Source organism: Nocardia sp. NPDC059228, from assembly GCF_042754245.1.
In the GTDB taxonomy this organism is placed as follows: domain Bacteria; phylum Actinomycetota; class Actinomycetes; order Mycobacteriales; family Mycobacteriaceae; genus Nocardia.
Genome location: NZ_JBHZAL010000005.1, coordinates 43,705 through 67,382 on the forward strand (window position 1 = coordinate 43,705; position 23,678 = coordinate 67,382).

23 protein-coding genes are annotated in these 23,678 nt (G+C 69.5%); 9 read left to right on the forward strand and 14 right to left on the reverse strand.

What is annotated here, in order from left to right; genetic code table 11:
- Positions 1-163 precede the first annotated feature (163 nt).
- Genes ACFXKA_RS10445 through ACFXKA_RS10455 form a run of 3 tightly spaced genes read right to left on the reverse strand, consistent with a single transcriptional unit; the run spans position 164 to position 3,576 of the window.
- Positions 164-1,276: a zinc-binding dehydrogenase gene (locus ACFXKA_RS10445; RefSeq protein ID WP_354835519.1), complete on the reverse strand. Its 1,113-nt coding sequence runs from the start codon at positions 1,274-1,276 to the stop codon at positions 164-166.
- Positions 1,276-2,400: an acyl-CoA dehydrogenase family protein gene (locus tag ACFXKA_RS10450; RefSeq protein ID WP_354835522.1), complete on the reverse strand. Its 1,125-nt coding sequence runs from the start codon at positions 2,398-2,400 to the stop codon at positions 1,276-1,278. The genes ACFXKA_RS10445 and ACFXKA_RS10450 overlap by 1 nt, the downstream gene beginning before the upstream one ends.
- A gap of 9 nt (positions 2,401-2,409) precedes the next feature.
- The gene (locus ACFXKA_RS10455; protein ID WP_354835524.1) at positions 2,410-3,576 is read right to left on the reverse strand and encodes an acyl-CoA dehydrogenase family protein; all 1,167 of its coding nucleotides are present in this window, start codon (positions 3,574-3,576) and stop codon (positions 2,410-2,412) included.
- A 127-nt stretch (positions 3,577-3,703) separates the two neighbouring features.
- Here ACFXKA_RS10455 and ACFXKA_RS10460 point away from each other — a divergent pair, with 127 nt between their 5' ends.
- Together ACFXKA_RS10460 and ACFXKA_RS10465 are read left to right on the forward strand one after the other, a co-directional pair.
- Complete coding sequence (locus ACFXKA_RS10460; RefSeq protein WP_379426956.1) at positions 3,704-4,657, forward strand: patatin family protein; 954 nt, start codon at positions 3,704-3,706, stop codon at positions 4,655-4,657.
- The gene (locus tag ACFXKA_RS10465; protein ID WP_379426957.1) at positions 4,654-5,238 is read left to right on the forward strand and encodes a QsdR family transcriptional regulator; all 585 of its coding nucleotides are present in this window, start codon (positions 4,654-4,656) and stop codon (positions 5,236-5,238) included. Before ACFXKA_RS10460 ends, ACFXKA_RS10465 begins: the two co-directional genes overlap by 4 nt.
- A 31-nt stretch (positions 5,239-5,269) precedes the next feature.
- Here the strand turns inward: ACFXKA_RS10465 and ACFXKA_RS10470 are convergent, their stop codons facing one another.
- Positions 5,270-6,424: an alkaline phosphatase family protein gene (locus tag ACFXKA_RS10470; protein ID WP_379426958.1), complete on the reverse strand. Its 1,155-nt coding sequence runs from the start codon at positions 6,422-6,424 to the stop codon at positions 5,270-5,272.
- A 37-nt stretch (positions 6,425-6,461) separates the two neighbouring features.
- Between ACFXKA_RS10470 and ACFXKA_RS10475 the strand changes: the two genes are divergently transcribed.
- On the forward strand, positions 6,462-7,064 hold the full coding sequence (locus ACFXKA_RS10475) for a GNAT family N-acetyltransferase (RefSeq protein ID WP_379426959.1): 603 nt from the start codon (positions 6,462-6,464) through the stop codon (positions 7,062-7,064).
- Positions 7,065-7,357: 293 nt separating this feature from the next.
- Here ACFXKA_RS10475 and ACFXKA_RS10480 read toward each other — a convergent pair whose 3' ends face one another.
- Positions 7,358-9,874 carry a heavy metal translocating P-type ATPase gene (locus ACFXKA_RS10480; RefSeq protein ID WP_379426960.1) on the reverse strand — a complete coding sequence of 839 codons (2,517 nt, stop codon included), beginning with the start codon at positions 9,872-9,874 and terminating at the stop codon, positions 7,358-7,360.
- Positions 9,875-10,008: 134 nt separating this feature from the next.
- Complete coding sequence (locus tag ACFXKA_RS10485; RefSeq protein ID WP_379426961.1) at positions 10,009-10,302, reverse strand: hypothetical protein; 294 nt, start codon at positions 10,300-10,302, stop codon at positions 10,009-10,011.
- A gap of 208 nt (positions 10,303-10,510) precedes the next feature.
- On the opposite strand from ACFXKA_RS10485, the gene ACFXKA_RS10490 reads away from it, so the two are divergent.
- Genes ACFXKA_RS10490 through ACFXKA_RS10500 form a run of 3 tightly spaced genes read left to right on the forward strand, consistent with a single transcriptional unit; the run spans position 10,511 to position 13,250 of the window.
- The gene (locus tag ACFXKA_RS10490; protein WP_354835538.1) at positions 10,511-10,864 is read left to right on the forward strand and encodes a YciI family protein; all 354 of its coding nucleotides are present in this window, start codon (positions 10,511-10,513) and stop codon (positions 10,862-10,864) included.
- The gene (locus ACFXKA_RS10495; RefSeq protein ID WP_379426962.1) at positions 10,861-12,093 is read left to right on the forward strand and encodes an RNA polymerase sigma factor; all 1,233 of its coding nucleotides are present in this window, start codon (positions 10,861-10,863) and stop codon (positions 12,091-12,093) included. The genes ACFXKA_RS10490 and ACFXKA_RS10495 overlap by 4 nt, the downstream gene beginning before the upstream one ends.
- A 41-nt stretch (positions 12,094-12,134) precedes the next feature.
- The gene (locus ACFXKA_RS10500) at positions 12,135-13,250 is read left to right on the forward strand and encodes an alpha/beta hydrolase family protein (RefSeq protein WP_379426963.1); all 1,116 of its coding nucleotides are present in this window, start codon (positions 12,135-12,137) and stop codon (positions 13,248-13,250) included.
- Positions 13,251-13,361: 111 nt separating this feature from the next.
- On the opposite strand, the gene ACFXKA_RS10505 is transcribed toward ACFXKA_RS10500, so the two are convergent.
- Complete coding sequence (locus ACFXKA_RS10505) at positions 13,362-14,810, reverse strand: DHA2 family efflux MFS transporter permease subunit (protein ID WP_379426964.1); 1,449 nt, start codon at positions 14,808-14,810, stop codon at positions 13,362-13,364.
- 114 nt (positions 14,811-14,924) lie between these two features.
- Here ACFXKA_RS10505 and ACFXKA_RS10510 point away from each other — a divergent pair, with 114 nt between their 5' ends.
- A complete protein-coding gene (locus ACFXKA_RS10510) occupies positions 14,925-15,584 on the forward strand; it encodes a TetR/AcrR family transcriptional regulator (RefSeq protein WP_379426965.1) in 660 nt (219 codons plus the stop codon).
- 79 nt (positions 15,585-15,663) lie between these two features.
- Here ACFXKA_RS10510 and ACFXKA_RS10515 read toward each other — a convergent pair whose 3' ends face one another.
- The 4 genes from ACFXKA_RS10515 to ACFXKA_RS10530 form a co-directional block, all read right to left on the reverse strand.
- Positions 15,664-16,035, reverse strand: coding sequence for a hypothetical protein (locus tag ACFXKA_RS10515; RefSeq protein ID WP_379426966.1), 372 nt, complete (start codon positions 16,033-16,035; stop codon positions 15,664-15,666).
- 95 nt (positions 16,036-16,130) lie between these two features.
- Complete coding sequence (locus tag ACFXKA_RS10520; RefSeq protein ID WP_354835561.1) at positions 16,131-16,595, reverse strand: hypothetical protein; 465 nt, start codon at positions 16,593-16,595, stop codon at positions 16,131-16,133.
- Positions 16,596-16,677: 82 nt separating this feature from the next.
- Positions 16,678-16,989, reverse strand: coding sequence for a hypothetical protein (locus ACFXKA_RS10525; protein WP_379426967.1), 312 nt, complete (start codon positions 16,987-16,989; stop codon positions 16,678-16,680).
- 93 nt (positions 16,990-17,082) lie between these two features.
- On the reverse strand, positions 17,083-17,724 hold the full coding sequence (locus ACFXKA_RS10530; RefSeq protein WP_379426968.1) for a TetR/AcrR family transcriptional regulator: 642 nt from the start codon (positions 17,722-17,724) through the stop codon (positions 17,083-17,085).
- A 109-nt stretch (positions 17,725-17,833) separates the two neighbouring features.
- On the opposite strand from ACFXKA_RS10530, the gene ACFXKA_RS10535 reads away from it, so the two are divergent.
- Both ACFXKA_RS10535 and ACFXKA_RS10540 read left to right on the forward strand, forming a co-directional pair.
- Positions 17,834-18,556, forward strand: coding sequence for an SDR family NAD(P)-dependent oxidoreductase (locus tag ACFXKA_RS10535; protein WP_379426969.1), 723 nt, complete (start codon positions 17,834-17,836; stop codon positions 18,554-18,556).
- A gap of 144 nt (positions 18,557-18,700) precedes the next feature.
- On the forward strand, positions 18,701-19,351 hold the full coding sequence (locus ACFXKA_RS10540; protein ID WP_354835569.1) for a zinc ribbon domain-containing protein: 651 nt from the start codon (positions 18,701-18,703) through the stop codon (positions 19,349-19,351).
- Between the two features lie 72 nt (positions 19,352-19,423).
- Here ACFXKA_RS10540 and ACFXKA_RS10545 read toward each other — a convergent pair whose 3' ends face one another.
- From ACFXKA_RS10545 to ACFXKA_RS10555, 3 genes are all read right to left on the reverse strand, one after another.
- A complete protein-coding gene (locus tag ACFXKA_RS10545; RefSeq protein ID WP_379426970.1) occupies positions 19,424-20,746 on the reverse strand; it encodes a serine hydrolase domain-containing protein in 1,323 nt (440 codons plus the stop codon).
- Positions 20,747-20,864: 118 nt separating this feature from the next.
- Positions 20,865-22,166: a hypothetical protein gene (locus tag ACFXKA_RS10550; protein ID WP_379426971.1), complete on the reverse strand. Its 1,302-nt coding sequence runs from the start codon at positions 22,164-22,166 to the stop codon at positions 20,865-20,867.
- Positions 22,163-23,677: a tetratricopeptide repeat protein gene (locus ACFXKA_RS10555; protein WP_379426972.1), complete on the reverse strand. Its 1,515-nt coding sequence runs from the start codon at positions 23,675-23,677 to the stop codon at positions 22,163-22,165. Before ACFXKA_RS10555 ends, ACFXKA_RS10550 begins: the two co-directional genes overlap by 4 nt.
- Position 23,678: the final 1 nt, after the last annotated feature.

Genomic DNA, 23,678 nt, shown 5'->3' on the forward strand with positions numbered 1-23,678 from the left:
GCCGCTGGACGTTGGCCCGATCAGAAGATCGTCGACGGCAGCTGGAATCCGCCGGCGGTGACCCGGACCAACTGAATTCGACGTGGGAACCGGGCGAAGACCCGGCGAGAGGTTGGCTCGCCGGGTCTTCGCTGTCTTTCACTGCGGTGCAGCCACTCTCGATTCAGGAATGGTCGAACACGATGATCTGGCGAACCGCTGCTCCGTCGGCCAGCAGATCCAACGCTTCGTTGATCTCCTCCAGCCCGATTCGAGAGGTGATCAATTTCTCCACCGGCAGCCGCCCTTCCCGCCACATCTGTTCGTAGCGCGGAATATCCCGGGCCGGTACCGCGGAACCCAGGTAGCTGCCGACGATGGTGCGGGCCTCGGCGGTGATGCTCAGCGGCGGCAGGGTCACCGTCGAGTTGGGCCCGGGCAGCCCGACCGTGATGGTCATGCCGCCGGGTTCGGTTGCCGTATAGGCGGTTTCGAATGCGGCCGGATGCCCGGCGCACTCCACCACGTACCGCGCCCGGATCCCCTGGTCGGCGATCTGCTCCGGCGTGTACGTCTCGGTGGCCCCGAGTTCTTTCGCCATGGCGAGTTTGTCCGCCAGCCGATCCACCGCGATGAGCCGTTCCACGCCAATGGCTTTCGCGGTCAGCAGGGCGGCCATCCCGACGCCGCCGAGCCCGACCACCATGAGGCTGTCCTGCGGACGCGGATCGGCCACGTTCAGTACCGCCCCGCCGCCGGTCAGCACCGCGCACCCGAACAGTGCCGCGATCTCCGGCGGCACCGAGTTGCCGACCGGCACCAGGGAGGCCCGGTCCACCACGGCGTGTGTGGCGAAGCCGGAGACGCCCAGGTGATGCCGCACCCGGTCGCCGCCGCGCGACAGGTGCCCGGCATGGTGCAGCAGTTCACCGGCGGTATTGGCGCGGGTGCCCGCGGTGCAGGGCAGCTGCCCGTCCCGCGCGCACGCGTCGCACTCTTCGCAGCGCGGCAGGAAGGACATGACCACTCGCTGTCCGATGAGCAGATCGGCGACCCGCTCGCCGACCGCCAGCACGGTGCCCGCGGCCTCGTGTCCGAGCAGCATGGGCAGCGGGCGGGGCCGATTGCCGTCCACCACACTCAGATCCGAGTGGCACAGCCCGGCCGCCTCGATGGCGACCAGCACCTCGGTGGGCCCGGGATCGCCGAGTTCGAGCCGGCACACGCTGATCGGCCGCGACTGCGCGTAGGGCCGCTCGCGTCCGATCTCCTCGAGGACCGCGCCGCGAATGTGCATCAGATTTCGACCATCTGGTAATCGGCCACGTACCCGCCGAGGTAGCGCAGGTGGTCGGTGGAGTCACCGAGGGTGTGCTCGATGGCGGTGAGCCGCGCGGTGTAGTGGCCGACGGGGTATTCGTCGGTCATGCCGATGCCGCCGTGCATCTGGATGGCCTCCTGCCCGATGTGCCGGGCGGAGCGCCCGATCCGCAGTTTGGCGCGGGAGGCGACGACCGGATCGACGATGCCGTCGGCCAGCGACATGGACGCGTACATGCTCATGCCGCGGGCCAGTTCCAGCGACACGTACATGTCGGCGGCGCGCTGGGTCAGCGTCTGGAAGGTGCGCAGCGGCACCCCGAACTGCTTGCGCGTCTTCAGGTATTCCGCGGTGAGCCGCAGGGACTCCTCCATCGCGCCGATGGCCTCGGCGCACAGCGCGGCCTGCGCCCCGGCCAGGGCGGCCTGGATGGCGGCGGCGGCATCGACCGGCTCGCCGAGCGGTTCGGCCACCGCGCCGTCGAATGCGATGTCCGCGCCGCGCTGCCCGTCGTGGGTGGCGTAGGCGGTGCGCCGCACGCCCGGGTCGGCGGGATCGACGAGAAACAGCCCGATACCGTCATCGAGTGCCGCGCTCACGATGAGCAGATCGGCGCAATCACCGTGGGAGACCGGGTGTTTGCGGCCGGTGATGCGCCAGCCGTCCGGCTGCCGCACCGCCTGGGTGGCGGTCTCGGTGGCGGGCCAGCGCAGCCCCGGCTCGTCGTGCGCGAAGGCGAGCTTGAGCTCCCCCTCGGCGATGCGCGGCAGCAGGTCCTTGCGCTGTGCGTCGGCGCCGACGGCGGAGACGAGCCCGCCCGGCAGCAGTGCGCAGTCCAGCACGGGTTCGGGGGCCAGGGCGCGGCCGATCTCGGTCATGACCAGCATGGCCTCGATGGGCCCGGCGCCCATGCCGCCGTCCTCCTCGGCGAAAGTCAGTCCGAGCAGGCCGATTTCGGCGAAGGTGGCCCAGATCCCGGTATCCCAGCCGAGTTCGGTGCCGACGATGTCGTTGCGGCGCTCGGGGGTGTAGCCGCGGGACAGCACGTCACGCACGGTGTCGCGCAGCATGTCCTGTTCGGGGGTGAGATCGAAATCCATGGTGCTGCCTCACAGTCCGAGGATCGTCGAGGCGATGATGCCGCGCTGCACCTCGTTGGATCCTCCGTAGATCGATGTCTTGCGGTAGTTCAGGTAGGTGGCCGTGCTGCGGCGGGCCCAGTCGGGATCCGACTCGTCCTCGCGCGCAACGGAATCCGGTCCGGCGATGTCGACCAGCAGTTCGGTGACTGCCTGCTGGAGTTCGGTGCCGCGCAGCTTGAGAATCGAGGAGACCGGATTGGGCTTGCCGTCGGCCGAGCCCGCGGCCACCCGCAGCTGCACCAGTTCCAGTGCCAGCAGCTCGTTTTCGAGCTCGGCGAGGCGGGTCGCGAAGAGCTGATCCTCGAGCAGGGTCTTCTCGCCCAGGCGGGTCTGCTTGGCGTGCTCCTTGGCCAGCCACAGTTTCACCTTGGTCTGGCCGACCGCGGCGATGCCGGTGCGCTCGTTGCCGAGCAGGAACTTGGCGTAGGTCCAGCCCTGATTCTCCTCGCCGACAAGCTGATTCGCGGGCACCCGGACGTTCTCCAGGAACACCTCGTTGACCTCGTGGCCGCCGTCGATGAGCTTGATCGGCCGCACGGTCACGCCGGGGGTGTCGAGCGGGAACAGCAGCATGGAGATGCCGGCCTGCTTCTTGGGCGCGTCCGGGTTGGTGCGCGCCAGGCAGAACATCCAGTCCGCGGACTGGGCGGCGGTGGTCCAGGTCTTCTGGCCGTTGATCACGTAGCTGTCGCCGTCGCGGACCGCGACGGTGCGCAGCGAGGCCAGGTCCGAGCCCGCCTCGGGCTCGGAAAAGCCCTGGCACCACCAGATGTCGAGATTGGCGGTGGGCGGCAGGAAGCGCTCCTTGAGCTCCTGGGAGCCGAAGTGCGCGATGACCGGGCCGATCATATTGGCATTGAAGGTGAGCGGTTCGGGCACCGAGGCCAGCTGCATCTCGTCGTGCCAGATATGACGCTGGATGGGGGTCCAGTCCTTGCCGCCCCATTCCACCGGCCAGTTCGGGGTGGCCAGCCCGTGCGCGTTGAGGATGCGCTGGGTGGTGACGATGTCGTCCTTGCTCAGTTCCTGGCCGTGCCGCTGCCGGTTGCGGATGTCGGCCGGGATCTCGCTCCGATAGAACGCGCGCAGCTCGTCGCGGAAGGCGAGCTCGTCGTCGGTGAGCGCTAGTTGCATGCGTTGACCTCCAGGTTCATGGCTACCCACGCCATCGCCGGATATGATACACAGAGACACCATTGTCTCAAATAGGGTCGTATACTCGAACGGCCGCGCACACCACCGACATCCCAGGGAGCCCTCCGTGCCCGACCACGACCGCACACTCGGCGTCGGCGAGCTCATCGCCCACCGGCATCGCGAGGGCAGCGCGCCCGGGCAGCGCACGGACTCACATCGGCTGGCCCTCGTCATCGAGGGCGGCTCCTCGCGCGGCGCGTACTCGCACGGCATGGCCATGGCCATCGAGGAATTGGGCATCCTGCCCTGCTTCGACGCGGTGTACGGGGCGTCGGCGGGCGCGCTGAACGCCGCCTGGCTGCTGTGCGGGCGCGCGGTGGATTCGCGGCGGGCCTGGAATCCCGAGGTGATCAACCGCGTGATCAATCCGGCGCGCGCCCTGCGCGGCGGCCGCGTGGTCGATACCGAGTACCTGGTGCACACCGTGTACGAGCGCATCGTGCCCATGGACTTCCCTGCGATCCTCGCCAATTCGATCACCTTCCACCCCATCGCCACCGACGCCGACACCGGCGCGGCCGTCGATCTGCATCCGGAGCTCAGCGATGTGCGCTCGGTGCAGACGGCGCTGCGGGCCTCGACCTGCCTGCCGATCCTGGCCGGACGGCCGGTGCGGATCGGCGCGCGCCGGTATGTCGATGCCGGGCTCTCCGAATCCGTCCCGGTGCGAACGGCATTGACGCAGGGCGCGACCCGCGTCCTGGTGCTGCGCACCCGCCGCGCCGGCGAAACCATGCGTCCCCCTTCGGGTCTGGAATCCCGGGTGGTGGCCCGCTTCCTGTCCCGGCACGCGCCGGGGACGGTCGGACCGTGGCTCGATCGGGTCCAGCGACACCACAGCGACGAGCGGGACTTCGACTCCGATCCGGCCGTGCTGCAGATCCGCCCGCCACACAACGCGCCCGATATCGGGCGCATCGACCGCGATCCCGGGGTGCTCCAGCAGGCCCTCACCCTGGGGCGGGTGGCCACCGCCCGCACACTGTCGGCACACCTGGCCCCCAAGCTGTCCGCGTGACACGCGCGGAGGGAACCAGAGCACCGGGCCGGCCCGCCTCGGCCAGCCGCGACGATGTGCTCGAAGCCGCCATCGCCGTGTTCCTGAACGGAAAAAGGGTGGACGTCAATGCCATTGCCGCTCAGCTGGGGGTGGGCCGCGCGAGCATCTACCGCTGGTTCGGATCCCGGGACGGCCTGCTGGGCGCGGCCGTGGCGCGGCAGCTGGAGCGGGTCGTGGCCCATGCCGACCGCCGCTCCCGCGGGGCGGGCGGAGAACGGCTCACCGCGGCGCTCAACCGGACCATCGATCTGCTGGTCGAGAACGACGCGCTGCGTTCGTATTTCGACAATGAATCGACCGCGGCCCTGCGCCTGATCACCCGCGGTGACGGAATCGTGCACCAGACCGCGGTGGCCCTGGTGGAGCGGTTCATCGAGCGCGCCGAATCCGAGGGCTACCAGCCTCCCATCGAGCGCGACACCCTGGCCTACGCCCTGGTCCGGCTGTGGGAGGCGTTCCTCTACAACGACGCCGTGGCCGGCTTCCGCGGCGATGTGGACCGCCTGCGCAAGGTCCAGACCGCGCTACTGCGCACCTGAGTGCTGCAGCGAGCGCCGCACCCACTCGACATCAGGGTGTGACGATGAGGGGGACGAGTTGCTCGGCCGAGGTGCGGGCGCCGTGGTGACCCACGAGGGCGGACTCCAGGGGCTCGAGGGCGGGGCGAACCAGGACCGCGGCACCCTCGGCGACGGCGATGAGATCGCCGATGCGGGAGGTGATCACCGGTGTGGGCGGGGTCGGGCCGAACCAGTGCTCGTCGAGCGCCTGCTCGCGGGTCACGACCGTTGCGTGCGTGGACAGTTCGGCGGTCCACGCGGCGTGGGCGTCGGCCAGGGCTTCGGGGCGCTCGAGGTAGATGTGGCGGACCCGCGCCTCGCCGCCGATCAGCCGGACGTCGCGATGCAGCACGGGCCGCACGTCCAGATCGATGACGGTGTCCACGTGGATCATTCCGTGATCGCCGGTGATCAGCACCGTGCAGGTGGAGGGGAGCTCGGCGAGCAGGCCGGCGAGGCAGGCGTCGATATCGCGGAGCACGGCCAGCCACTGCGGCGATTCGGGTCCGTACAGGTGACCGTTCGCATCGAGATCGGGGAAATAGGCGTAGGCGAAACGGGACTTCGTGCCGGAATGCCGTGCGACAGCGAGGATTCCGGCGCGCAGCTCGTCGAGGGTGACGGCCGGGTGCAGGGTGCCCGGCGCACGGAAGGCGGCCCGGGTCAGACCGGAGGTGCGCTGGAAGGCGGGGATCACGTAGTGCAGCTCGACGCCGTGGGCGGCGAGGTCCTCCAGGCGGCTGGTGTGCGGCTGCACCGACTCCGGCGGGTAGGCGTCGCGGGCGTCCTCGCCGGTCGCGCTGTCGAAACTCCAGCGCAGCGCATTCAGCAGGCGGAGACGATCGCGGTCGGGCAGGGCGAAGCTGTAGCCGATGATGCCGTGTGTCGCGCAGGGCGCGCCGAGGGCGAGGCTGGCGAGACTGGTCGCGGTGGTGGCGGGAAAGCCCGCGGTGAGGGTGGTGCGGACGTGCGCGGCCAGGGTGGGTGCGCTGTCGGCGTGGCGGGCGAGAAGTTCCGCGCCGAGACCGTCGATCAGCAGCACCACCACATCCCGGTTGGGTGCGAGGGCCAGCGGATTGCGCTGGTCGAGCCCGAAGGACGCGGCGACGGACGGCAGGACGTCGGCGAGCGTGGCCGGCGACGTCTCCGAGGGTGAACTGGCCATTCGCCGACTCTATTGATCTCGGCGCGATAATTCACCGGTGTTCGAATCCGCCGACTTTTCGATCAAGCCCACCCTGACCGGCACGAAAGTTCTCCTGCGGCCGTTCATTCCCGAAGACCTCGACGCCATCCTCGCGGCCCTGCGCGATCCCGACGTCCGGCGGCTGACCGGCAGCGTTCACCAGGAGACCACCGAGTCCGTGCCGGAGGATCCGGCCGAGTACGAGCGCTTGCGCGACTGGTACGCCACACGCGAAACCCGGCCCGACCGCCTCGATTTGGCCATTGCCGACATCGCGACCGGCCGCTGTGTCGGGGAGGCCGTCCTCAATCGGTGGGATCCCGGCAATGGCAGCTGCAACTTCCGCATCCTGATCGGCCCCGATGGCCAGGGCCGCGGGCTGGGCACCGAGGCGACGCGGCTGATCGTCGGCTACGGGTTCGAGAAGCTCGGCCTGCACCGAATCTCCCTGGAGGTCTATGCCTTCAACCCGCGCGCTCGCCGTGCCTACGAGAAGGCCGGCTTCCGTCCCGAGGGCGTCCTGCGCGAATCCCTGCGCTACGGCGACGAGTGGATCGACGCGACCGTCATGTCCATCCTGTCCCGCGAATGGGCCGAGCACCGCGGCCATCCCGCATAGCCCTGCCCGCATACGCGAAAACCGCCTCCGAGGAGGCGGTTTCGTGCGTTGTGGGGCGAATCAGGCCAGGCCCCACGCCTTCAGGACGTAGGTGATGTTGGCGGCGATTCCGGTGAGGGTGTTGGCCAGGTCGATGGCGGCGGAACCGAGGTTGACGATAGGCATGTTTCAAGTCTTTCGGGCCGGGAACATGGTGCAGTTCCACTGTATTAGCGACAGCTAACTCCCAGCATCATGAATCGACTCACCCCTCGGCCGAGGTGTTACCCAGCGCACAGCGGCACCGGTCCGGCTCAGTCCCGCTCGGGCAGGCGCAAACGCTTCAGGGACAGGGCGTTCAGGGCCACGATGATGCTGGATCCCGACATGGACATCGCGGCGATCTCCGGTCGCAGCGTGAAGCCGAAGGCGGGCGCGAAGACGCCGGCCGCGATGGGCAGGGCCAGGCTGTTGTAGCCGACCGCCCAGGCCAGGTTCTGATGCATTTTGCGCAGCGTGCCGCGGCCGATGCGCAGCGCGGTGGGGACGTCCAGCGGATCGGAGCGCATGAGCACCACATCGGCGGTCTCGATGGCGACGTCGGTGCCCGCGCCGATGGCGATGCCGAGATCGGCCTGGGCCAGGGCGGGGGCGTCGTTGACGCCGTCGCCGACCATGGCGATCTTCCGTCCGGCGGACTGCAATTCGATGATCTTGGCCGCCTTGTCGCCGGGCAGCACCTCGGCGATGACGGTGTCGATGCCGAGTTCGGCGGCGATGCGCTCGGCGGTCGCCCGGTTGTCGCCGGTCAGCATCACCACTTCGACGCCCATGTCGTGCAGGTCCGCAACGGCTTCGGCGGAGCTCTCCCGGGGCGCGTCGGCGATTCCGATCACCGCGGCGGGCTCGCCGTCGACGGCGGCCAGCACCGCGGTCTGGCCCGCGCCCGCCACCCGGTCGCGGGCTACGGCCAGCTCGCCCAGGTCGACGCCTTCGCGGTCGAGCAGCCGGCGATTGCCGATGACCACGCGGCGGCCGTCCACGGTGGCGATCGCGCCGTGACCGGGGACGTTCTCGAAGTCCACCGCGCGGGCGTCGGTGGGGCCGTGCTCCTTGGCGTAGCGCACCACGGCGTCGGCCAGCGGGTGCTCGGACTCGCGTTCGACAGCGGCCAGCAGGGGTAGCAGGTCGGCCTCGGAAAGCCCGGGGCCGGTGATGATTTCGGTGACTTCCGGCTCGCCCTTGGTGAGGGTGCCGGTCTTGTCCATCACCACGGTCTGGATGCGGGCCGAGCTCTCCAGTGCCATCGCGTTCTTGAACAGCACACCGCGTTTCGCGCCCAGGCCGGTGCCGACCATGATGGCGGTCGGGGTGGCCAGGCCGAGGGCGTCGGGGCAGGTGATGACCACGACCGTAATGGCGAACAGCATGGCCTTGGCGAAGGTGGCTCCCGCCAGCAGCCACACCGCCAGGGTCAGCACACCACCGATCAAGGCGACCAGCACCAGCCAGAAGGCGGCCCGGTCGGCCAGTCGCTGGCCCGGGGCCTTCGAATTCTGGGCCTGCTGCACCAGGTTCACGATCTGCGCCAGCGCGGTGTCCGCTCCCACCTTGGTGGCGCGCACCCGCAGCGTGCCGTTCTCGTTGAGGGTCGCGCCGATGACCGCCGAGCCCGGCTCCTTGTGCACCGGCAGGCTCTCGCCGGTCACCATGGATTCGTCGACCTCGCTGGTCCCGTCCTCCACGAGGCCGTCCACCGCGATCTTCGAGCCCGGGCGCACCAGCAGCAGATCGCCGACTTTCACCTCGGCCGTGGGGATTTCGACTTCCTGCCCGTCCCGGATCACCACCGCCTGCGGCGGCGCCAGATCCAGCAGCGTGCGAATCGCGTCATTGGCGCCGCCCCGCGCCCGCATCTCGAACCAGTGGCCGAGCAGCACGAAGGTGGCCAGCATGGTCGAGGCCTCGTAGAAGACCTCGCCGCCGCCGGTCAGCGTAATGCCAAGGGAGTACAGCCATCCCGCCCCGATACCGACCGCGACCAGCACCATCATGTCCAGCGTCCGCGCTTTCAGCGCCGCCCAGGCCCCGGTGAAGAAGATGGTCGAGGAGTAGAAGATGACCGGCAGGCTGAGGATCAATTCCCAGATGTCCGAGCGCATTCCGTACGGCACCGGCAGATGCCACCCGAACATGTCGGTGGCCATCGGCGACCACAGCATCACCAGCACCGAGAACACGGCGGCCACGACGAACCGGTTCCGCATGTCAGCGGCCATGTCCTCCATGGACATCCCCGCATGCCCGGCATGTGCACCGTGCCCCATCGCGGCATGATCCATCCCCGCATGAGTCATTTGGTCCCCGCTCTCGTGCACGGCGTGATCCATGCCCGCATACGCTTCGTGGTCCGAACCCCCGTGCGCCGCATGACCTGAATCCGCATGCGCCGCATGGTCCATAACGGCGTGCGCCGCATGGTCCATGCCCGCGTGGGCATCGTGATCCGTGGCCGCGCCGGCATCGCGGGTCGCGGACGGCTGAGCGGCGTGTGCCGAGGCGGCGGGTTCGGCCAGCGGGTCGCAGACGTGGTTGGGAACCGATTGGCCGGCGCAGTGCAGGCCGCATTCCTGGATCCAGGTGCGGAGGTCGGCGACGGAGGTGTGGGCGGGGTCGAAGGTGACGGTGGCGGTTTGGGAGACGGGGTTGGGGTCGACGGCGAGGACGCCCGGCCGACGGCCGAGGACCGACTTCACCACGTTCTGCTGGCTGGCCCAGTGCAGGCCCCGGATGTCCAGGACCGTGGTCCGCTGGTCGCTCTGCCGATCCATCTCGCACTCCTCCGCCGACTGGCTCTCACCGCCTCGACCATATACCCCGTAGGGGTAATTGGCAGGGTTCCGGCAGGAACGAGCCGTCAGGGCGGGCACCGGGCCCGGTGGGGTGCGGGCCCGGACCTCGGGCGTCAGGACATGGGGACGGGTTCGCCGACCTCCACGCGACCGCCATAGGTCAGACCCGGGCAGCCGGAGGCGAGTTTCACCGCCGAGTCCAGGTCGTCGGCCTCGACGGCGACATAGCCGGAGAGCCGGTCGGGCGCGGCGGGGTTGTCGCCCAGCATGACGGTCTGGCCCACGCGATTACCGAAATCGGTGACGCGCTCGCCGATCTCGGCGAACCAGTCGGCCCACAGCCTTTCCTGCTCGGGCGTGGCTGCGCGGTTGGGGTCGTTGCGGAAGGCGAGGATGTAGGTGGACATTGTCGTTTCTCCTGTCGGGTGGACGGCCCGGTCGGCCGACTCGTGAATCCGTCGCGCGGCTCCGGCCGGGAATCGACAATCGGGTCGAGAATTTTTTCGCGACCGTGTCGATTTCGCCGCCATCCCGAACGACGGGTTGAGCGACAACGACGTCAGCAGTGACACGGCAACGGAGCCGTGCGATCCCCCCAGCGAAGGGAGCAGTGACATGCCCGAGTACCTGCTGCTGATCCACCAGGACGAACAGACCTGGCTGGCCGCGGATCCGGCCGTGCGGCAGCGCACCCTGAACGAGCACCTCGAGTTCATGGCCGCGCACGCCGACCGGCTGCGCGGCGGTAACCGCCTGCGCCCCACCTCGACCGCGACCACGGTCCGGCACGACGAGCACGGCCGCACGGTCATCACCGACGGCGTGTTCGCCGAGACCAAAGAGGTTCTGGGCGGCTACTACCTGGTCGAGGCGGCCGATCTGGACGAGGCCATCCGGATCGCCGTGGACGTACCGTCGCCGTTCGGTTGTGTCGAGGTCCGGCCGATCCACCCGCACGACGAGCCGTGACGACGCCGGAGGTGGCCGCCGCGGTCGCCGAGGCGCACCGGCGCGAGTGGGGCTTCGTGCTGGCGGCGACCGTGCGGGTGACCCGCGATATCGATCTCGCCGAAGAGGCTGTGCAGGAGGCGTTCACGCAGGCCCTGCAGGCCTGGCCGGAGTCGGGGATCCCGGATCGCCCCGGCGCCTGGCTGACCACGGTGGCCCGGCGGCGCGCCCTGGACGCCCTGCGCCGCGACATCGCGTTCGAGCGCTCGATTCCGCTGCTGGTGGAGGATCCCGCGCCCGACCCGGCCGCCCCGGACTCGGTGGCCGACGATCGGCTGCGGCTCATCTTCATCTGCTGCCACCCGGCCCTGTCGATGGAGGCGCGGGTGGCGTTGACCCTGCGCCTGCTGTGTGGTCTGTCCACGCCGGAGATCGCGCGCGCCTTCCTGGTCGCGGAACCGACCATGGCGGCGCGCATCACGCGGGCCAAGAAGAAGATCGCCGAGGCGCACATCCCCTATCGCCTCCCGTCCGACGAGGAACTGCCCAACCGCGTCGACGCGGTGCTGACCGTGCTGCACCTGCTTTTCACCACCGGCCACACCGCCCCGGCCGGCGCCGAACTGGTCCGCCCCGAGCTGGTGGAACGCGCCCTCGACCTGGCCCGCATGCTGCGCCTGCTGCTGCCCAACGACCCGGATGTGGCGGGCCTGTACGCGCTGTTGCTGCTCACCGACGCCCGCCGCGGCACTCGCACCGACGAGACGGGACGCTTCCTGCCGCTGGCCGAGCAGGACCGCGCCCACTGGGACCGCCGGGCCATCTCCGAGGGAATAGCCTTGGTGCGCAGGTCATTACGCGGCCGTGCACCGGGCCGCTTCCCGCTCATGGCGGCCATTGCCGCCGTCCACGCCGAGGCCCCCGCCTTCGACGCCACCGACTGGCACGAGATCGCCGGTCTCTACGACCATCTCATCGCCGTCTGGCCCTCCCCCGTCGTCGCCCTCAATCGCGCCGTCGCCCTCGGCCACGCCCACGGCCCGCAGCGCGGCCTGGACGAACTCGATCGCCTGGCCACCGAACCCCAGCTCACCGCCTACCACTACCTCCCCGCCGCCCGCGCCGAATTCCTCACCCGCCTGGGCAGATTCGACGAGGCCCGCCTCGCCTACCAGGAGGCCCTGCTGCTCGCCGAGAACAAGGTCGAAGCGGACTTCCTCACCACCCGCCTACACGACCTCGACCGCTGAATCGGATTGCCGCATCGCGCACCGGCGGTTAGATTCCGCTCATGGGGATCCGCGGGGCAGTGGCGCTGGGGGCGATCGCGCTGGTACTGGGCACCGGCGGCGTGGCCGCTGCGGAGCCCACGGTCGAACGCGAGTCCTTCACCTTCCAGTTCGGAGATTTCACCGGCTCGGGTGAGCTGGACTTTCCTGCGGGGTCGCGCAATGCGCCTGTCGTGGTGCTGATTCCGGGGTCGGGCCCCGAGGATCTCAACGCCGACCAAGCGTCCGGCTCCCATATCTTTCTCGATATCGCGGACGACCTGACCAGCCGCGGCTACGCCGTCATGCGCTACAACAAGCGCTATGTGCGCGGCCCCGGCGATGCCGACAGTGCCGACTACTGGACCAAACTCGACCTGAACGGCATGCGGGACGATGCCGATCAGGTCCTGCGCGCCGCCGAGCAGGATTCACACGTCGATCCGCACCGTGTCTTCGTCTACGGCTGGAGCGAGGGCAGCACCGTCGCGGCCGCCCTGGCGACGACCCATCCGGAATTGGCCGGAACCGTCTTCCAGGGCCCGGTGGCACTCCCCTGGCGCGTGACCTTCGGTTATCAGGGCGAGCAGGTCTACGCGCCGTACCTCGCGCGGTTCGCGTCGAACGGCCTGCTCGGGCCCGACGAGCTCGGCCGCGCCTTCCATGGCGACGGCGGGCTCATGGCCAAGCTCGCACTCCGCTTCGCCTGCGTGAACGCCGATGCCGGAGACTTCACCGTCCGCCCGACCTGGGATCTCAACCGAGACGGCAAGCTCGACGTGGACCTCGAGTTTCGCCCCGTCTACCAGTTCTACCTGGAGTCCGCGATGCGCCCCGGCGGCATCTACGACATCTACGACCCGGCCCGCGCCCTCCCCAGCCTTATCGAACAGGCCCCGAAACTCACCGCGCCCGTGCTCATCCTGCAGGGTGTGGACGACGCCAATGTCCCTCCCGCGGGTTCGTCCAGCCTCGACGCCGCCCTGGCCGCCGACGGCACCCGCGACCACACCCTCCATCTCTTCCCCGGCCTCGGCCACTCCCTCGGCCCCACCCCCGACGTCCTGCACGACAACTTCCAGCCCATCGACCAGTCGGCCCTGGACACCCTGGCGCACTGGCTGGACGCCCACCGATAACCAGCCCGCCAGTCTGCCGAACCAACTGTGCCGGAAGGGCTTTCCCGCCATATTCTGCGCCCCACCGGATTTCGTCGACCGCCACTGGCAAGGATGGGACCGCATCACCGATCAACTCGCCGCGGCGCTGATCGCCGGGCGCTTACGCGATCGACGCTCCAGCACCGCCAACAGCCCGGTCGGCAGAAGGGCGAGGGCGGAGCCCGCGAACACCCAGCCGAAAGTCACCGCGAAGGCGTCCCCTCGGCCCGGCCGGCCGATCCCGCCAGGCAGGTGCCGTTGCAGGATCACTACGAAGGCGGCGGTGCCGATCGAGCCGCCGACACGCTGCATGACGGTGAGTTGCGGTGTGGCGTCGATGATCTGGGAGGGACCGAGCTCCCGCATGGCCGCCGTCATGGCGGGCATGGCGGCCATTCCGATACCCAGGCCGCGCACGATCATGGCGAGGCAGAGCAGCCAGTAGGGCGTGTCGTCGGTGATCAGCATGAACGGAACGGTGGCGACGCAGCAGACGAGGGCGCCGAGCAGGCAGGTGAGGGCGCCGACGCGCTCGTAGAGCCGCGCGGACAGGCCCATGGCGATGGCCGCGCCGACGCCCTGCGGTGCCATCAAAAGGCCGGTGTGGGCGGCGTCCTGATGGCGAATCAGCTGAAAGTACAAGGGCAGCAGCACCATTGCCCCGAACGTCACCGCGCCGATGACGAGGGTCGAGACCGTCCCCGCGGCGAAGTAGCGGTCCCGCCACAGGCGCAGGTCCAGGACCGGATTCCGGACCCGGAGCGAATGCGCGACGAATACCGCGACCAGAATCGCACCGCCGCACAGTGTCACGAGCACCTTCGGGTCGGTCAAGCCACGCGACGCCGCCTCGGACAGCCCGTAGGTGATTCCGACCATGCCCGCCGAGACCAGGATCAGACCGAGCACATCGAGCGCCTCGGCGGATTCGGAGCGCTCATCCCGCGGCAGCAGCCGCACGGCCAGCACCAGCCCGACCGCGCCGATCGGCGCGTTGATCAGGAAAATCCACTGCCAGCCCGCGTATTCCAACAGCAGCCCACCGATCGTCGGTCCGATCACCGGGGTCAGCACCATCGGAATGCCCGCCGCCGCCATGGCTTTCGCCATCCCGTCCCGCCCTGCCGCGGTGACCAGGATCATCTGCCCGACCGGGATCATGACCCCGGCCCCCAGCCCCTGGGCCACCCGGGCCGCGATCAGCATGCCGACGCTCCCTGCGGCGGCACAGGCCACCGAGGCGAGCGTGAACAGCAGCAGCGCACCGAGATAGAGCCGTTTACGCCCGACGCGCCGTGCGGCCCAGCCGGTCACGGGTAGCACGGCCGCTTGCACCAGCAGGTAGACGGTGACGACCCACTGAATCGCGTCGAGGGTGCCGCCCAGGTCGGCTGCCAGCGATTTCAGGGACACATTGACGACGGTCGCGTCGAGGAAGGCGAGTATCGCGCCGACCAGCACGACCACGATGGCCCGGCGCGCCCGCGGACTGAGCGCGGCCCGATCCACGGCCCCGCCCGGGATGTTCGAGATAGTCACAAGTCGAAGTGTCATCCGTTCGGATAAAAGTGTCAACCAATTGGATGACATACGAATGTATGACACAGTCGGCTCAGTGGATGACACAGTCATCCACCGCATTACGATGGTCGGATGGCAACCGCGCCCGACCCCGACAAGGATCCCGTCCCGCCTGCCGCGGGCCGCCGGCCCCGGCGCGCTCCCAGCGCCGCCGATCGCCGCCGCGATGCCGAGCGCTCCCGCCAGGCCCTGCTGGACGCGGCCCTGGACGAGTTCGCCGCCAAGGGCTTCGACGGTGCCCGGGTGCAGGAGATCGCCGATCGCGCGGGGGTCAACAAGCAGCTGATCGCTTACTACTTCGGCGGCAAAGAGGGGCTGTACCAAGAGATTCAGCGGGGCTGGCCCGCGGCGGAAGCCGAGCGTGCGGATCCGGAACTCCCGCTCGACGAGGTCGCCGCCCGGTATCTGTCCGCGGTGCTGGCCGATCCCCGCCCGGCCCGCCTGCTGGTGTGGCGCGGGCTTACCGGAAGTGGTTCTGCCACCGACTATTTGGATGGATCGGCCACTGTCGACGCCGATCTGGAGAACCTGACGCGAGCCCAGGAACGCGGCGAGATCTCCCCCGGGATCGATCCCGCCTTCATCAGAATGGCCCTGATGGGCGCGATCCTGGCACCCGTCATGCTTCCCGAGACAGCCCTGCAGGCGACCGGAAAGCAGCCCGGCTCACCGGAATTCGAAGAGTATTACAGCGCGCAGCTGCGCAGATTGATCCAGCTACTCGGCCGGTGAGGCTTCGGAATTGACTGCGAGAGCAGCGGTTCGGGGCGATCTCACCGAGGGCGAGTCAGGATTTTCGACTGCGGGGGGATTATCTGCAGACGGTGGAATACTGGGTGCAGACCGTCCAGCCGGTGCCATCGGGGCGGGCGACGGGCATCCAGGTGTGGTCCGAGCCGCCGGTGCTGAGCCGGTTGGCGGTAGCCGGGTCGGGTGCGGCGGGTTGTGGGGCGGGGTCGACGTATTCGTACTGGTAGGAGTAGCCGTAGGGGTCGGTCGAGTAGGTGATGACGGTGTGGTGGGATGTGCCGGGGGTGATGGATCCGGCCCCGGAGCCGCCCGAGATCGTCGAGCCCGGCGGTTCGGCCGCGGCGATGCCGGCGGCGGTGGCGAACAGGGCTCCGGCCGCGACCAGGCAGGTCAGCGGTTTCCGGACGGCGATCAGGGCGTTGTTGGTGTGCATTGAATGAACCTCCTCGTTCGCCCTAGATACGACGCCGGGTTACGTGGAGGTTCGGTAGTTGATCGAACAGTGAAGGCCGACAGCGGATTACGAGATCAGAGGCCGGGTCCGGGCGGCGGCAAGCGGCGCTCGCGGGGGATCAGCAGGAGCAGTAGCGACAGCACCAGCCCGCCGCCGACCAGGTACAACCCCCAGGTCCCGCTGAGCAGATGCCGATAGTCGGTGCGCAGCTCGTGATCGAAGCGCTGGTCGAGCCGCCAGGTCAGCACGCCGAGCCCGGCCAGGCCGACGAGGACGCCGATCCAGCCCAGGATCCGCGATCCGACCAGCGCGGCCACCAGCACCACGGCCGCCACTCCGAGCAGCCCGATGGCCAGGGAGGTCGTGAAGGACCCTGACTGCGCGCCGATCTGGTCCAGTGACCGGCCCGAGGCGAATCCGCTCCGCAGATCGGAGAACTGGACATTCCGCGCGTCGACCGTGCCGACCAGCGGACCGAAAACCCCGACCGCCACCGCGATGGCGGCGGCGAACAGCAGCAGATGAACGAAAGTGCGCATACTCCACGGTATTGCGCTTCCGGTCCCCCGGCACGCCCTCGAACCTTACGGTCCGGAACACGCCGGAGGACCGGCCGATGAATCAGGCGCGACGGTCCACCGCGGCCCACGCGGCCACCGCGACCACACCGGACACCACCGCGACCGACGGCCAGGCGCCGATCTTCTTGGCGAGCGGGTGCGAGGCGCCCATCGCGCCGACGGCGAGCCCGGTCAGCGCGGCCGCACCACCGGTGCCGACCGTCTTGCGCCAGCGCGGGAAGGCGGCCGCCGTGCCCGCCGCGAACAGCGCGCCACCGAGCTGACGCTTCTTGGTGGCCTGAGCGAGGGCGAAGCCACCGGTGAGCCCTCCGGCCACCAGCAGCGAGGTCGGTACCGCGGGAATCCCTGCCATTGTCACTACCTCCAACACACAAGCGAACGAATTATCCCCTCGACGGTAACCGGAGCCGATTCCACCGTTTTCTCGGGGCGGCGATCCGCCCGATCAGTCGCGGGCCGGATCGGCCAGCAGCGAGCGGTTCAGCTGCGCCTCGCTGATCGGCGGAACCGGCAGCGGGTGAGCGGCTTCCGCGCGCAGCCCATCGAGCATGAGCGCCAGATTGCGCCGCCAGGCCTCGGGTGCGATGCCCGCGGTCTGCTCCACCACCCGGGTGTGCGACCAGGTGATGAAGGCGATGTCCTCGAGCGCCCAGTCCGCCCGCAGCACCCCGGCATCCTGTGCGCGCGTGATGATTTCGCGCATGACCGCGTGCCCGCGATCGCGTTGCGCGGCGATCTCCGGACTGGGCGCGGCCCGCAGCGCCAGCTCGTTGAGCAACCGGTCGTAAGCCTGTAGCTCACAGATCTTTTCGACGAGATAGACGAACGATTCCCACGGATCATCAAGGGCCAGAGCCTCTTCCGCGATGCGCCCGCCCGCCTGGACGCGATCCTCGACGGCCGCCGCGATCAGATCATCGCGGGCCGGAAACCGGTTGTAGAGCGTGCCGATGGCCACGCCCGCGCGGGCGGCGATCTCCTTGAGCGGCGCGTCGAGCCCGCGTTCGGCGAAGACCTCGCGCGCCGCGGTCACCAGCGCGTCGCGATTGCGGCGGGCGTCGAGGCGGAGGGGTTTCTGCGCGGGCATTCGCCGATCCTACAAATCGGGCAGCGGATTTAAGTTGAGCATAGGCTCAACTTCATGCTAGCGTCGGCCAGGTAACTTGAACCATGGCTCAAATTAGTAAGGAACGAGCATGAGCAAGACCATCGCGATCTTCGGATTCGGCCCCGGCCTGGGCATGGGCGTCGCCCGGCGTTTCGGCCGGGAGGGCTTCCGGGTGGCCGTCATCGGCCGCAAGCCCGACAAGGCCGAACAGCATGTCGCCGATCTGAAGGCCGAGGGCATCGAGGCCGCGGCCTTCCCCGCCGATGTGACCGACGCGGCGCAGATCGCCGACGCGGTCGCGACCATCCGGCAGACCTTCGGCGAGATCGACGTCGCCCTGCACGGCGCGGCCGGCGCAATGGCCGACCGTATCCCGTCCACGCTGGCCCTGGACGTACCGGACCTGCGCGTGCCCATGGCCCTGAAACTGCACTCCCCCATGCTCGTCACCCGCGCTCTGGTCCCCGGCATGGTCGAGCGCGGGGCGGGCGCACTCCTGTTCTCCTCGGGCTCCTCACCGAACGTGGTGCTGCCCTATCTGTCGAATTTCGGTGTCGCCCTGGCGGCTCAGCGCGGCTACCTGCTGCAGCTGGCCGAGGAACTGCGCGGCACCGGCGTGTACGTCGGGTTGCTGAACATCGGAGTGCTGATCGGCGACAGCGCGGCCGAGCGAATCGTCGACGAGCATCCGGAGCTGGTGCCGGCCGGCGTCGATATCGTGCGCATGACCAATACCGAACTGGGCGACCAGTATTGGGAGATGTACACACGGCGCGACCGCACCGAGGTGGAGGTCGGCTTCACCGCGTGATCCGCGCCCCGGCTGCAGGGGATTCGTGGGATGTGTTGCGGGCGGACTGAGTCATACGATAAGAACCTGACGAAACACGGTCCGGGGGGCTCCGGGCGCGTCCGTTCACAGAGTTCCGCTCAGCCGCAAAGGAATAACTCGACCATGACCGGTCCGGTCGTCTTCACCAGCTCTTACCACGACGAATCCAACGACGACGGATTCCAGTGGGAGTTCCGTTGTGATCGCTGCAGCACTACGTACAAGTCGCCGTTCGAGCAGAACTACTTCTCCCGCGGCCGGGGTGCGCTGCGTGTGCTGCGCGATCTCTTCGGCGATCAGGTGCGCGCCATCGACAAGATCTCCAATGCCGCGGAGAGCTACTCGAACCACTGGGGCGGCTCCTCCTCCAGCACCAAGGACAAGGCGTTCGCACGCGCGGTCGAGCAGGTGCGCAACGACTTCCGGGCGTGCGGCGGCTGCGGCCGCTGGGTCTGCCATCAGGTCTGCTGGAACGAGCAGGTCGGTCAGTGCACCAATTGCTCGCCGCAGGTGGCGCACCAGATCGCTCAGGCACAGGCCGAGGCCCGCGGTTCGCAGATCCGCGAGGCCGCCTATCAGCAGGACTGGGTGTCCCAGCACGACGTGGCCACCCCGGCCCGGGTGTCCTGCCCGACCTGCGGCGCGCACACCACGGGCGGCAAGTTCTGCTCCACCTGCGGCACCGCCCTGTCCCTGCAATCGAATTGCCGCGGTTGCGGCCATCAGGTCCAAGTGGGTGCCGCCTTCTGCGCCAACTGCGGCCAGCCCCAATAGGTCCCGCCGCGCGGCACGCCACCGGGGAATTCACCCGGATTCGCCCGGTGGTGTGCCACACGGCGAAACCGGTCAGCGGATGCCCGGCGTCGCCGGGTCGGTCCCCACGCAGCCGAGGATGAAGCAGCCCGGCGGCCAGTCGCCGAACGGCGGATACAGCGGCTTGCCGAGGCATTCCAGAATGCCGCAGCCCGGGTAGGCCATCGGGCCGAGGCCCAGAGCGGACAGCGTGGCATCCGGGTTCATGAACATCGGGTCGGTGAGGCTGGTGTCCGGCCGCGGTACGTACGGACCCGGGTCGGGCAGGCTCGGGGTCCGGAACGCGGTGGTGAGCCCACGCAGCACGTCGTGCGGAAAGCTCACCGCGCCACCGGGAACCGTCACACCGGTCCAGCTGACCAGCAGGCCCAGGCTGGGGACGATGAAGTTGTCCTGGCGCATCATCCCGGCCATTTGGAGGGCGTCCTTGGGCAGTCCGGGGAACAGGTCCTCGCAATCCGGGCCGTTGACGGTGATCAGGAAGCCGTAGCAGGGATTGACATCGTTCGGCGTCGTGGCCTCGGCCAGGTAGCCGGTGGAGATCAGCTGCCGGCCATGCCAATTGCCGCGATTCACCAGCAGCAGGCCGAGTTTGGCGTAGTCGTCGGGCGGCAGCACCAGATGGGCGTGCCCGTAGGTGTTGCCGCTGCGGTCCCGCGCCCAGAGGTAGTCGGACTTCTCGATGCCCAACGGGCCGAACAGGTTCCGCTGCGCGTACGCCTGGAAGTCCTCGCCCACGGCCTGCTGGATGACATAGACCAGCAGGTCCACGGCCCGCTGACTGTACTGCCAGGTCTCGCCCTGCGGATGCTCGATGGGCATGGCCAGCGCCTGCGCCACCACGTTCGGGTCGAGCCGGGCCAGCCCGGTGACGCCCTCGGAGGCGATGGCGACCTCCATGCCGGAGGTCTCGGTCAGCAGGCTGCGCACGGTGATCGCGCGATGTGCGGCGTCGCCGAGCCCGGCGGGCAGGTAGACGTCGATCGGATCGTCGACGCGCAGTTTGTGTTCGTCCACGGCGATCCCGGCGACCAGGGACACCACGCTCTTGGTGCCGCTCCACAGATTCCAGGCGACACCGCCCGCGCGTTGATTGGTGGGCCCACCGCCGATCAGGCAGTTGTTGCGGAATACCTGGACCGTGAATCGGGTCGGGTCGGCGGCGAAGTCCACCGCCCGCCGCAGCGCGGCCGAATCCAGTCCCACCTCTTCGGGTGTCGCGGTCTCGGGCTGCCGGCCCGCGCTGACCTCGCAGTGCCGCAGGCCATCCGGCTCGGCGCGGCCGATCGGCCCGGCGATCAATGCCAGGGCGGCCGCCAGCGCCGCCACCACGATGCCTGTCACGATTCGCGCCATTCGCCCTCCGCTCCCGATCTTTCGTGAGGCTTCATCGGAGAGCCTGTGGGGCCGTTATCCTTTCGTGACCCGCGACTTTCTGGGGCGATAGTTCTGGGGGCTCAGCCGTTCCGGTGACTCAGCGGCGGGCGTCGACCGTGGCGAAGGCGGCCCAGATCAGCGGGGAATGCTGAATTCCGCCGGAGCTGCGCCAGGCGGCCAGATGCGCACGCTGCCACGCGTTGAGAGCGGCGACCGGATCGGGCGATTCGTGGGCGGCGTCGATGGCGCACACCGCTTCCTGGAAGGGGTGCGCGGTGGTCGGCATGCCCGCGAAGCGATGGAAGGCGAGATCGGTGGGCAGTGGCCAGCGTCCGGCCGTCACCACTTCCGCACCTCCGGTGAGCATGGCCGCGACCAGGCCGAGCGGCTCGGCGAAGCGGAGGTCGCCGCCGCTCTCACAGGCGATCAGGGCGACCCGGCTCGGGATCGGCCAGATCTCGGGCCCGGTGCGCGGCACCGCCTCTCCATGCCCATTGCCCGAATAGTCATGCCCCGCACCGTCTGTGAGCGCGTGTGTGCCGAGCAGCAGGTCGCGGGCCGAGAGCGGGCGATGGTCACGGTAGGCCGGTGCGCAGCCCGGACTGGCGGCGGTACAGGACAGGTGCAGGGTGGCCGATTCACTGCGGCCGGATTCGGGGGCCGCGGCGGTGACGTGACCGACGTACAGCAGGCGGGCCGCGCCCGCGTGCAGGGTGCGGCTCAGCCAGGCCCGGTCCAGATCGGTCCGGCGGAACGCCGCGAGGGGATCGCCGACGGCCGGGCTCAGCCGATCGGCGGCGGCGTGGGTGGCGACCAGGGCGGCGAGTGGCGCGTCCGCGGCCATCCGGCCCAGTACCGATCCCAGTGCGGAGTCGGCGCGGAAGCCGGGCACCCGCGGATCCAGGATGGCGACCACCGGCAGCGTCCGGGTCTCCGCCCACGACCGCGTCGCCCGGGCGGGCGCGTGCACGATGCCGGTGGGCGCGAGCACGCTCACGTCGGCGATCTCCACCAGCCGCACCTCCGGATCGGGGGCGATGAGCTCCCACGGCACCTGCGCGGTGCGCGGCGATGGCTGGATGCGGATGTGCGGCCGGATGCCCTGCGAATAGAGCTCGTGCAGCCGCACCGCCAGGTTGTAGGGCAGGAAGGTCGACGAGAGGTATTGGGCGAGAGCATTTTCCGCCGGATAGGAGGCCAGTTCACCGGTGGTGAGCGCGGATTCGAGACCACCCGCCACGCCGGGCGCGGGCAGGGCCGCCGCGAACCGGGCCACGGCCGCCGCGACCTGGTCTTCCGGCACCACGCCGACGCCGCCGGGCGCGCTCTCGTCGGTCCAGCGCCAGGTCAGGTAGAGGTCGCCCGCATCGGCCATGCGGACGCAGACGGTCGGTGTCATACGGGTATCACCCGTTCGGCGCGGACGCGACGGCCGTAGCGCTGCTCGGCGGCAGCCAGCCAGGCGGACAGGGCGATATGGCCGTCCGGCGGAACGGAGACCCGTGGCGGCGGGCTGACGGGCAGGCCCGCGCCGGCCGCCACCGCCGCGAGCGCGGTGCCGAGTTGCAGCGCGTCCTGAACGGCGGCCGACTCGGACGGCGGTTCGAACGGCTGGAACAGATCGAGCGGCGCGGGCGGTTCCGCGGACAGTCTGTCGATATCCACAATTGTTCCCGCACACTGATTTTCGATGAGATCGGCGACCAGCCGGGCATCACCGGCCAGATACGAGTACCGGAAGGCCAGGCGCAACGCGGGATTCACGATGCGACGGTTCCAGGTGTCGCGCTGGGCGCCGTCGGGCAGCTCGTAGCGGACGGCATCCAGGGCCAGCGCCGCCGGAACCGCGAGATCCACTGCCCGCGCGAGCAATCCGGGCACCTGGGCGACGAGCGGCTCCAGCAGCCCGGCGTGCCAGTAGTCGAGCTGCGCGCAGTGCAGGCCCAGGCCGCGCACCGCGTAGATGACGCGGGCGGCGGCCAGTTCGGATTCGCCCTCCTCGAACCGCCCGGCCGCGAATGCGGTGGTGGCCACGCGGAGTCGCACATCCGCGGCGTCGATGACCGCCCCGGATTCCTCGAATCGGCGCAAAGCCTCGCGATACCGGGCCTGCGCCACCTCCGGCCGACCCCGGTGCTCGGCGATGAATCCCATGACCTTCAGCCCGATTCCGGCGCGATGCGCCGCACCGGCCGCCTCGAAGTGCTCCTGGGCGGCGGCGAGCAGCGGCTCGGCCTCATCGAAAGATCCCGTACGCGTGTACATCAGCGCCAGGTTCTGCCGGGTCTCGGCCACCCCCGCGCTGTCGTTCACCGCCGCGAAGGCCGCCAGCGCCTGACCGGCGAAATCCTGTGCCAGCTCCCAGCGCCCGGTCTCGAAGTGGGCGGCGGCCAGATTCATGAGCGGGTGCCCGACCCGTTCGGGATCGAAACGCCGTGCCGCATCCAGGGATTCGACCGCCAGATCGAGGGCCCGCCACCAGTGCTGCCGATGCAACGCCACCGCTGTGGACGACACCAGGCACGCCAGGCGCAGGTCCCCCGGCGCATCCGCGCGATCCAGCGCCGACCGAGCCCGCTCGAGCGCCTCCTGCGCCCCATCCAGATCCCCGAGGTTCTGCATGGCCTGCGACAACCCGATCAGCGCACCCGGATACATCCGCCGCGCGCCGGAAGACATCTCCCCCAACGCTTCCCGAAACCGCTCCACCGCCGCCGCGTGCTCCCCCAACTGATCGGTCACCACCGCCATGTCCACCAGCGCGCACAGCCGCAGGTCCCCGGTTTCGGTCTCCGCGGCCTGCTCGAAAACCCGCAGCGCCTCCCCCAACTCGCCCCGCGCGACCGCCTCGGCCCCGGCTCGCAGCAATGGGCTCTCCGGTGTGTCGACCCCCGACTCCACATACGACATA